This is a genomic window from Tepidisphaeraceae bacterium (genome assembly GCA_035998445.1).
GTDB lineage: Bacteria > Planctomycetota > Phycisphaerae > Tepidisphaerales > Tepidisphaeraceae > DASYHQ01.
Genome location: DASYHQ010000006.1, coordinates 1 through 9,472, shown reverse-complemented (window position 1 = coordinate 9,472; position 9,472 = coordinate 1). Strand labels below are relative to the sequence as shown.

The window sequence follows — 9,472 nt, the reverse complement described above, 5'->3', positions numbered from 1 at the left end:
CGCTGCGGAGCATCGTGGGTCATCAGCGTGAGGTATGCGACCACAAAATCCCACTCTTCATCCGAGACGTCGCTGGGGTAAGGCTTCCTTGCCATCCCCTAAGTTCAGCGCCACGCGAAGGAAAAGTCCATAACATGCTCTAGGGATTTGCCCCCAACTCAAGGCCACCGGCATCTGCTGGCTATAGGCTATTACCTGTACGAATGGCTGGTATTCGAGAAAGCTTATAAGAGCACTGTGGACAGGGGAAAGCTAGCCCTCAAAGTACACAAGGTTGCGAAGTATCTTGCAGGTCTAGAGGGTGGGGCTGCGGACCTCGAAGCAGCGGAATATGATCGCAAGATCAAAGCGACAAAGTTTCTGCCGGATGGAGTAAAGAACATAGATAGCGACATTCCAAGCACCTTCATCCCTTACACCGGAGCGCGCTCCAAGGATTACAAGTTAGCCACCTATGCATCCTTATTCTCTGACGCGTTCAATTTGAGCAAGACGCTAATTTCTATGCAGACGAACCCTGACTGGCTGGGTGACCTGATGACCGACGCGACAGCGTCTGTTGGCAATGGCATGTTCAGCGGCCGAACATGGCATCACCATGAAATTCTTGGCATAATGGAGTCCGTTGAGGACAAGAATCACGCCGACAATCGTCATACAGGTGGCGTTTCGTTCTGGCAGATACTGAACAATCGAAAGTACAAATAGCGAACAGAAGAACTACTGAATGGAGCCCATTATGGATTTGTTCGAACTTCGTTTTGTAGATGGCCCTGACTCCGATGGGGATGTGGTTGGCATGCTGGTATCGCCTGTTCTTAATCCGCTATTGTTCCCGAAGGGCAGGGCTCAACTCGTCCTTAGCGTCTTGCCGGATGAGCCGAACGGTAAGTTCCGCCAAGGGAAGTTTGCTATCAATTCCTTTCACTGGCAGTCGCTGCAGCAGTTTATGGATTTACAACAGAAGATATCGAATGTATTAGAGTCGGAATTGATTCAGGATGCGAAGAGATGGAAAGCGCCGGTTGAGCCGGATGAGTTGTGGAATCTAGTCCAAGTTGTTTCCCTCGATCTGCGACCGCGAAACAGAATGGCTACGCCATTGTACGAGGCACTTCGAAAACGAATGAGCGAGGAGAAGGCCAACAAGCTCGCGGGCAACGAGGGTGAAGAAACGCAGTCTTTCTTCACAATATCGGTGCAAGCGAGATGGGACGAAGAACACCTTCTCCGATGCCAATTTCGCAATGGGACCTTAACTAAAACGCTTCATGAGTAGTCTGCTCCTATCGGTCGAGACGGGCGGTTCCCACCAGTGGCCGGTGCCGCGCAACGCCGAGCCTTGGTTCCGCTTGGTCATGCTGTTGGCGGACCAAGGTCGAGGGTGTGACTGACGTGTCGGTTGGATTGCTCCAGTAGCCTCAGAACCGGACTGAGTTAAACGCCTAAGTCAGTGTTAACTGCAACTTAACATGAGTCATGGGGAACTGCCGTTCGGCGGTCTCGGGCAACGTGGCAGCACAAACGGTTGCACCGCTACCGTCGGCCGCGAGATCCACACGTCGGACAGCCGAGGCGATCGCGGCCCGTCGCAGGTGCTCATCCCCCGGCGCCGCGAAGTTGTCCAAGACGGCTGCGAGGGCCCCGATCGACCGATGTGCAGCGACGGCCGCCTCACGTACCTGCTCGTCGGTCACCGCCAGCCGGTCCGCCGCCTCGAGCTGCTGGCGTAGTTCCTCCTGCTCGGCCGCCAGCTCAACCAGCCGCCAGCTCAACCAGCCGCCTATCGACCATCGCCCGGTTCGCCGCCGTGATGTTGTCCAGCAGGTTCCGCACTGTCCCTTCAACCTTCGCCAGCCGCAGACTCAATTCGCCCTGGGTCGCTGCGGCACGCGTGCGATCCTCCCCGAGCATCGCCTCGATCGCCCGCCGGATCTTCGCCAGCGACCCGCCGTACCGCTCGTCGTAGAACCTCACGACTGCGGCCACGACCGCCCGCTCCAGCCCGTCCCGCGACACCTGCCCGAACGTGCAGACGCCCGGCCCCCGGCGGATCGCATTGCCGCAGGCGTAGAAGTAGCTCTTGTTCGTGTTCCCGTGCAGGTCCTTCGTCCGCAATCGCTGGGTGATCCCCTCGTACCGCCCGCCGCACCGCCCGCACGTGATCAGCCCCGACAGCAGGAACTTCGCCTTCGGCCCCGTCACGCCCGACCGCTGCTGCGGGTGCGTCCCACGCTGGCGATGCGATTCCGGCACGGCGGCCATCCGCCGGTTGGCCGACTCCCACAGCGCCCGCGGCACCAGCGGCGGGTGGGCGTCGGGCACGACGACCCAGTCCTGCGGCGCGTTGGCCTCCAGCCTCCGTCCGGTCACGTGCCGCTCGGCCGCGACGCCGTTCGCGATGCGGTGGAAGCGGGCGTCGGTCCGGCGGTTCCACGCCAAGTCCCCGCAGTAGGCGGGGTTCACGAGGATCGCCCGCACGCTCGTCAGCGACCACAGCCCGCTGCACCGCCGGGCCCACCCCGGCCCCCGCGCCGGCGGCACGCCCTCGCGGTTCAGGGCCGAGGCGATGAGCTTGAACCCGCGGCCGCCCGCGTACAAATCGAAGATCCGCCGCACCGCCTCGGCCCGGTCGGGACGCCCCGGGACGAGCCAGCAGCGGTCGCGGCGGGTGACGGCCAGCGACTCGCCCTTGGTGATCGTGCGGAAGATCGTCTGGCCGGGCTCGTCCATGGCCAGCTTTGTCCCGTCCGGCTCGTAGCGCACGCGGACGAGGAACTGGCCGGCCTGCGTCGCGTAGCGCAGGTCGTAGCCGTAGGGCGGGGCGCCGCCCATCCAGCAGCCGGTGGTGCTGCGGGTCAGCAGGCCCCGGATAGTCACCTTCGACAGGTCCTTGCTCTCCTGGCGGGCCTGCCACTGCTTGACGGGGCGCAGGAGGTCGTCGGTGCCGTCGCCGGTGAAGTTCTCGGTGACGTAGCGGACCTGCACGCCGGCGGCCCGGAGCAGGTGGCGCCAGTAGCCGGCCTCGTCGTTGTCGACGCGGCCGAAGCGCTTGACGTCGTAGACGACGACGACGGTGAACGGGCGGTGGGGGAGCTGGGCGTCGGCAATCATCTGCTGGAACGCCTTGCGGGCGGCGGTCGAGGTGCCGCTGATCGCGTCGTCGACGTAGAAGCGGCTCATCTGCATGCCGTGGGCGGCGGCGTAGTGCTCGACGGCCTGGCGCTGGTCGGGGAGCGACTGCTCTTGGCGGTCGGTGCTGCGCCGCAGGTAGCCGACGGCCACGATGCCGGCCGTGGGGCCATTAGAACGGTGGGGCGGTGGTGGCAGGGCGGGTGCGAACGGTGTGGCGGTCATCGGCGGTCCTCCGGGTAGGGGTGCATGACCCGCATACACGTCAATGTGCCGCCGCGTATCAAGTTGTACCCTCGATAATCTGAGAGCCACCTTATCCTCATCTAGGCACTCTCTGCATGAACTGAGTTCTGATAGTCGGCACCCTGTTGCATTAGGGACAGCGGTCGGTTGTGGCTTGAAGGTCGTAGCCGCATTATTGGCACATGCCAGGGTTCCCGAATCGCCGCGTCCACCTAATCCGCCAGCGTATCGCGGGTACGATGGAGAAGTGGATGGGCAGGAACAATTACGAAACCGACAGCACCATCCCCTCCCTCGCACTGGATTGGCTGACAAACGGATGCAGCAGAAGTGGGGGGCATGCCGCTTCGGTCGGCTTCATCCGAGGATACGCTACCGACTAGCGCGGGCGTTCAAATAGTGTTCCCGTTGCGGCGAGAGGTAGAAGGCCAGGTACAGCAGCGCCGCCACGATGCGGAGGATCTCGAACGACAGCACGCGGGGCTTAGGTCGCCGCACGCGTCTCGCTTCCAGATGAAGTTGGGCTGCATGACCAACGTCACGATCGCGATCAGGAAACAGATCCCCGCCGCCCGCCCGCTGCGCCCTCATGAAGATCAGGACAAAGCTGAGATGGATGAGCGGCACAAACACCCGCCCCGCGGGCGTCTCCGGAAACACGCTCAACACGCCGAGGCCTAAGTATCAGACGATCCAGGCGGAGAAGATGACGTGGATGGGTGCATTGGGCTCATAATAGGGAAGTGGTGGGCGGTGCCACGGACAAGCACCGGCATCCGCTCCTATACGTCCGCCAAAACGGAGACGGGCACCGCGGCCGGTGCCTAGTCTACGACGTGAACCGGCTAAAGCCTCTAACAAAACGTCCGTTCGCGCCGTGGCGGTGTCGATACAAGCTGTCGGTTCGTCAAGGAGGACGCCATGGCACACCTGCTCACGGACGAGCTTTGGGATCAGATCTCGCCACTGCTACATGCACACCGGTCCCGCCCGCGGGGCGGGCGTCGGCCCGTCGACGACCGCGTCGCGCTGGCCGGCATCCTGTTCGTGCTCAAGACCGGCATCGGCTGGGCCGACCTGCCACGCGAGATCGGGTGCAGCGGCATGACCTGCTGGCGACGCCTGCGCGACTGGCAGTCGGCCGGCGTCTGGGACGCGTTGCACCGCCTGCTGCTGGCCAGGCTGCGGCACGCCGACCGCATCGACTTCTCGCGACGGCAGCGGGCTGGGCGTGTGGCGTTGGCCGGTCGAGCGGACGATCAGCTGGCTGCACCAGTTCCGCCGGTTGCGCGTGCGGTGGGAGCGGCGGCGTGACATTCATGAGGCGTTCCTGACGCTCGGCTGCGCGATCATCTGCTGGCGAACACTTCATCAGGCGTTTTGTTAGAGACTCTAAGCAGCAGGACGGACAATCGGCAGGTTGAGAACATAACGTTGCGGCTCCTGCTGCGCAAATTCTGCTAATCGATCGAATGTTGTCAGAATTGGGTTTGATACTACTTCACGCTCGGCGTTGAACCGACAACCACAGGTCGAGCACACTCGGCAAATAGATGGCGTGTACGCGTCGGAACCTGAATCGGCCTGTGCAATCGAACATTCGGGGCAATGTACGACTGCAATCTTTCCACGCAGGGACGGAAGAGATTGTTGTGCCATGTGGAGGCGAACTAGCTGCGCATCAACCTCGACACCATCAATCTGAACAGTGCCGAACGTCTCGTCCAGCTCGGGTGCTTCGGTGGATGATCCAAAAACGTGAACATGCATGCCTTCCTGCTCTGCATGACCGCCTGTCCAAAGAAAGGCTGGGTTCGATCCCCATATCAACAGGCCATTGCCGAACTGCTTTTGCGAAATGTCGAGCTGCTTATTCGAGCGCACGATGGTTTGTTGAGGGAAACCACAGAGTTCACGCACCGTTACGATGGGATTGCCCACCGCCAGTTCCGTTGATTCAAATTTGGTACCACACTTCTCGCACTCGTGTTCAAGATGAGGATGCACGCAATACCAGTCTTGATCGAGATGGGGCGAGCCGCATGCTGGGCAGACGAGGTTCTGCGGAGCAATACCAAATACCGTCGACACCATGAAATATATTGCTTCGAGTTCAGAAACGACGATTCCATCTCTCGGCAAGCGCGTGCCGATGAGGCGCACAACGGAGTGCGTTTTATCGACCTGCTTGATCCTACCTCTAGTGCTTCTGGCGTGGACGTGAATGCCACGATCCATCGGAAGTCGCGTGGTATCGTAGCCGGCTGGAACTGCCCCCCAAAGTCCTACACCACCTGCGAAATCATCAAGACAAACGTCATAAACGCAGGAGTTGGGATTATTAATCGATGGGACGCGAGGGTGCCGTGCGTCTTGCACCGGATCAGTACGCTGTTCATGCGCGCTCATAGATTGCCTTTCTCGCGGACTCACTCGCGACCACCACACCGCACTCATGCAATCGCTCGCTTCTTAATGCTTTCGAGCCACGTACGCAGCCCTTCAACTTGCTCTTCGGTGAGCAGGGTGCCGTATCTCCCGACGACCTCAAATGGCGAGCCACCCTTGCGCTTCAGAATTTCGCGCAGTGCATCTAATGTCTCATTCCGCCCCAGCATTATCTCCTTCGGGGTTTCGAGGCAGATTGGATCACCACCCACGACGTAGTTTTTCACACGTTGATCGATCGTTTCGGGCTTATGTGTATCAATGTTCAGCTGCCGGCCCGACCGGTCGACAATAATGTTACCTGCGAGCTGACCGTCTTCGAGCGTATGCAGCTTCTGTTCGGGAAACCGTTCGTATGCTTCCTGTACCGGGATCTTCTCCACGATCGAAAATCCGCCCATCACAAACTGGTTTGAACCTTTCAGCTTGCCCGAAATCGCGAAAATATGGTCGCCGATCTTGAGCTGCTTCCGTATGTCAGGGCGGCAAGCGCCCATCGTCGGATTTGGGCCCAGATATGGATCCTTTACGTGCTTCCCCTTCTCCGGATCATAACCACTTCGAGTAATGAATATCTTGCCAACCATCTGTTCTCCTCATTGATCAAAACGTCCAATTAAGCTTCTGCTTAAATGCATTTCCTTGATGCCGTCCCAAAATGAGGTCATGCTGCAACCTCCCCACCACAATCCCAGGACCAACTCCGATATCCTGTGCGAAGTCGTGGATCGAATCATTAGTGAAAACGCCTTTGCGTATAAATTCGCTGAGTTCCTTCGCAGGAATCAAGGCATCTCTCGCGAACGCGTTCGCTTCAGACTCGAATGCTTCCATCTCCGGATCGACTACTCGGTCATCCAACGTTTCGGCCGCATTATCTAGAACGAAGGAACGCTTTCTCCTATGCAACAGCAAATGTCCCAACTCATGGAAAAACGTGAACCAAAGCTGATCATCCGTCTTGTAACGCATAGTTAGCCCTATCAATCCTCCCCTATTCCCTAACCACCGAGAGCACCCACTAATGCCCGTCTGAGGCAATGCAGGGACAAGCACTACTGCGACGCCCGCACGTGCGCAAATGCTCTGGAGCGGGTCCATGATTTCATCTGTACGCTTGCAAGTTAGTTGTCGCATTTCACCTATCGATGAGCGCAACAGCTGTTCGTCAAACTCCCGTAATTGGAGTTCCATGGCAACTATCTCGGTTTCGCGCACCCATGCTGCCATTGCTCCTTGGCTCGTGCGAAACTGACGAGTCTGTCGATAAGCTACCGCCGAGGCATCCCACACCGACTGCCAACTATCTGGCGAAGACACTCCGAAGAAATTCAGTAGCGACTCAACGTCGGATTGCCGACTCGGCACCGAAAACTTCAATCGCTTCATATCTTTTAACGGAAATTCAAGAACCCATTCGGTCCACTTGTTCTGGCTTACCTGTTGACGCTGTCTCGCTTCGAACTCGTCAAAATGCGATTGGAGGGTAAGCCAAAGATGAGCGGGCCTCTGAAAAACCTTCTCTAAGGCAAGTGCCGTTGGTGGCGTGATAGGTGCATTTCCGCTGCAAATCTCGCTTATCGTCTTCGGTGTAAGTCCGCTACGTCGCGCAAGTTCACGCTGCGCCCAACCGTGGTATTCGAGATACTCGGACACCACCTCGCCAGGATAAACGGCAGTAGCTGGTTCGAATAATGTCTGTTCCCGACTATCCATGGGTATCCTCAATCGCCGTGATCTCAACTGCTGTGATTTCCTTCCATCGCTTTAGTTCGTCAGTACGATCCACTGGAGGGGAATCCTCGAGCGGCTTGAACAACAGCCGGTATGGTTGCTTCAAATCAATCGAGAATACGCCCGCAAGGCGCCCCTTCAGTTCGTGACAGCGCTCCGGTCCCGAGAAAGGAGGCCAGAAAACAGCTAGCGACTGTGCTCCACGGAGTACCGCAAGCCTGATTCGCAATTTGCTCGCCATGTCTTTGCCATACTGGCGTTTCAATTTCCCATCGTCCGCGAGAGTTCGGCGAAGGTCCTTGTCGCTTATGTGTAGCTCCATGCGCTTCCCTGATCGTAACCCGCCTAAGTCCACTCATGTTACCTACAAGGTAACACAGACCGCATCGTTGTCAAGAAGTATTCGGTGGGCGTTAGGTGAGGAGGTCCGAGGGTCACGTGGGGTAGCGGCTAGTGTTCCGTGACTCGTGAAGCGAGTAATGTGTTGGCATTTCCTTGCAAGGAGGCCAATGTGTTGAGGAAGTACCATGTCACGCTGACGCCGGAAGAGCGGTCGGAACTCGACGGGATGACGCGTCGCGGTCGGTCGGCGGCACGGACGCTGGTCCGGGCCTGGGTGTTGCTCAAGTGCGACGAGGGCGGCGGCGGTCCGGCCGCGTCGGACGCGGAGGTGGCCGATGCGCTGGAGTGCGGCGTCGCGACCGTCGCGCGCGTGCGGCAGCGGTTCGTCGAGGAGGGGCTCGCCGCGGCCCCGACGCCCAGGCCGTCGGCGCGCGTGTACGAGCGCCGGCTCGACGGCGACGGTGAGGCGCGGCTGGTGGCCCTGGCCTGTTCGAACCCGCCCCGTGGACGCGACCGCTGGACGCTGCGGCTCCTGGCCGACCGGATGGTCGTGCTCGGGCACGTCGACGACGATCGCCTCAGCTACGAGACGGTCCGCCGCGTCCTCAAAAAACGAGTTGAAGCCCTGGCTGCGGCAGATATGGTGCATCCCGCCCGAGCGGGACTGCGCGTTCGTCGCGGCGATGGAGGACGTGCTGGAGGCGTACAAGCGTCCGGCCGACCCGCGGCGTCCGCTGGTCTGCATGGACGCGGGCGAGCAAGCAGTTGATCGGCGAGATCCGCGTGCCGCTGCCGGCGCGGCCGGGCGAGCCCGCCCGCGTCGGCCGCGAGTACGTCCGCAACGGCACGGCCAACCTGTTCGTCGCGTTCGAGCCGCTGGCCGGCGTGCGGCACGTCGCCGTGACCGAGTCGCGGACGCGTCGCGACTGGGCCTGGTTCATCAAGGACCTGCTCGACCAGCACTACCCCGCGGCCGACCGCGTGGTGTTGGTGATGGCGCCAGCTGAACATGCACTCGGTCGCCAGCCTGTACGACGCGTTCGACCCGGCCGAGGCCCGGCGGCTGGCCGAGCGGCTGGAGGTGCATCACACGCCCAAGCATGGGTCGTGGCTGAACATGGCCGAGATCGAGCTGGGCGTGATGGCCCGGCAGTGCCTCGGCGACCGGATCGCCGACAGGAACACGCTGGACGAACGCGTGCAGGCCTGGGCTAACGCCCCAAACCACGCACGCCGCCGCGCCGACTGGCACTTCACCACCGCCGACGCCCGCGTCCGACTTAAACGCCTGTATCCGTCAATGCAGCAGTGACAGAACGCTAGACCTCGTCGCCAACCGGCTGAGGAGAGGCTCGAACGTCCGCAGGGCCGCCTGAATCCCAGGCGGTGCGGTGCCCCGCGAACGCTTCCACGTCCGATAAGTTCGCCGGCTTAGAGCCTGTTTCACAACCGGTGCGTGCCTACCATTGTGGAACGACACGGAGGTCATGATGAAGGAGCTGTTGCCCGACGTGGTGTGGGAGGACGTGCGGACGCTGTTGCCGTCCCACGCGGCGCACCCCAAGGGGGG

At 60.4% G+C, this 9,472-nt stretch carries 10 protein-coding genes and 2 pseudogenes; 6 read left to right on the top strand and 6 right to left on the bottom strand.

What is annotated here, in order from left to right; all coding sequences use genetic code 11:
• The coding region (locus VGN72_01065) for an IS5/IS1182 family transposase (protein ID HEV7297925.1) at positions 1–95 on the bottom strand (95 nt) is incomplete at its 3' end.
• A 142-nt stretch (positions 96–237) separates the two neighbouring features.
• Between VGN72_01065 and VGN72_01060 the strand changes: the two genes are divergently transcribed.
• From VGN72_01060 to VGN72_01045, 4 genes are all read left to right on the top strand, one after another.
• Positions 238–708 carry an HNH endonuclease gene (locus tag VGN72_01060; GenBank protein ID HEV7297924.1) on the top strand — a complete coding sequence of 157 codons (471 nt, stop codon included), beginning with the start codon at positions 238–240 and terminating at the stop codon, positions 706–708.
• 31 nt (positions 709–739) lie between these two features.
• The gene (locus VGN72_01055) at positions 740–1,279 is read left to right on the top strand and encodes a hypothetical protein (GenBank protein ID HEV7297923.1); all 540 of its coding nucleotides are present in this window, start codon (positions 740–742) and stop codon (positions 1,277–1,279) included.
• Positions 1,272–1,394, top strand: a complete 123-nt coding sequence (locus VGN72_01050; GenBank protein HEV7297922.1) for a hypothetical protein — start codon at positions 1,272–1,274, stop codon at positions 1,392–1,394. The genes VGN72_01055 and VGN72_01050 overlap by 8 nt, the downstream gene beginning before the upstream one ends.
• 78 nt (positions 1,395–1,472) lie before the next feature.
• Complete coding sequence (locus VGN72_01045) at positions 1,473–1,733, top strand: hypothetical protein (GenBank protein ID HEV7297921.1); 261 nt, start codon at positions 1,473–1,475, stop codon at positions 1,731–1,733.
• 22 nt (positions 1,734–1,755) lie between these two features.
• Here VGN72_01045 and VGN72_01040 read toward each other — a convergent pair whose 3' ends face one another.
• Positions 1,756–3,357, bottom strand: coding sequence for a recombinase family protein (locus tag VGN72_01040; GenBank protein ID HEV7297920.1), 1,602 nt, complete (start codon positions 3,355–3,357; stop codon positions 1,756–1,758).
• Between the two features lie 393 nt (positions 3,358–3,750).
• Positions 3,751–4,047 carry a hypothetical protein gene (locus VGN72_01035; GenBank protein HEV7297919.1) on the bottom strand — a complete coding sequence of 99 codons (297 nt, stop codon included), beginning with the start codon at positions 4,045–4,047 and terminating at the stop codon, positions 3,751–3,753.
• 252 nt (positions 4,048–4,299) lie between these two features.
• Here VGN72_01035 and VGN72_01030 point away from each other — a divergent pair.
• Positions 4,300–4,765: pseudogene (locus tag VGN72_01030) on the top strand (transposase).
• 5 nt (positions 4,766–4,770) lie between these two features.
• Here the strand turns inward: VGN72_01030 and VGN72_01025 are convergent.
• From VGN72_01025 to VGN72_01015, 3 genes are read right to left on the bottom strand one after another with little or no spacing between them, the layout of a single operon-like run.
• Positions 4,771–5,787, bottom strand: coding sequence for a hypothetical protein (locus VGN72_01025; GenBank protein ID HEV7297918.1), 1,017 nt, complete (start codon positions 5,785–5,787; stop codon positions 4,771–4,773).
• A 44-nt stretch (positions 5,788–5,831) separates the two neighbouring features.
• A complete protein-coding gene (locus tag VGN72_01020; GenBank protein HEV7297917.1) occupies positions 5,832–6,413 on the bottom strand; it encodes a hypothetical protein in 582 nt (193 codons plus the stop codon).
• A 16-nt stretch (positions 6,414–6,429) separates the two neighbouring features.
• On the bottom strand, positions 6,430–7,542 hold the full coding sequence (locus tag VGN72_01015) for a HigA family addiction module antitoxin (GenBank protein HEV7297916.1): 1,113 nt from the start codon (positions 7,540–7,542) through the stop codon (positions 6,430–6,432).
• 532 nt (positions 7,543–8,074) lie between these two features.
• On the opposite strand from VGN72_01015, the pseudogene VGN72_01010 reads away from it, so the two are divergent.
• Positions 8,075–9,214: pseudogene (locus VGN72_01010) on the top strand (IS630 family transposase).
• Positions 9,215–9,472 lie beyond the last annotated feature (258 nt).

What these genes read in the sequence shown, in the direction of transcription:
- VGN72_01045 (HEV7297921.1), top strand. Translation starts at nt 1,473, where the DNA reads ATGAGTCATGGGGAACTGCCGTTCGGCGGTCTCGGGCAACGTGGCAGC.
- VGN72_01025 (HEV7297918.1), bottom strand. Translation starts at nt 5,787, where the DNA reads ATGAGCGCGCATGAACAGCGTACTGATCCGGTGCAAGACGCACGGCAC.
- VGN72_01040 (HEV7297920.1), bottom strand. Translation starts at nt 3,357, where the DNA reads ATGACCGCCACACCGTTCGCACCCGCCCTGCCACCACCGCCCCACCGT.
- VGN72_01050 (HEV7297922.1), top strand. Translation starts at nt 1,272, where the DNA reads ATGAGTAGTCTGCTCCTATCGGTCGAGACGGGCGGTTCCCACCAGTGG.
- VGN72_01020 (HEV7297917.1), bottom strand. Translation starts at nt 6,413, where the DNA reads ATGGTTGGCAAGATATTCATTACTCGAAGTGGTTATGATCCGGAGAAG.
- VGN72_01055 (HEV7297923.1), top strand. Translation starts at nt 740, where the DNA reads ATGGATTTGTTCGAACTTCGTTTTGTAGATGGCCCTGACTCCGATGGG.
- VGN72_01015 (HEV7297916.1), bottom strand. Translation starts at nt 7,542, where the DNA reads ATGGATAGTCGGGAACAGACATTATTCGAACCAGCTACTGCCGTTTAT.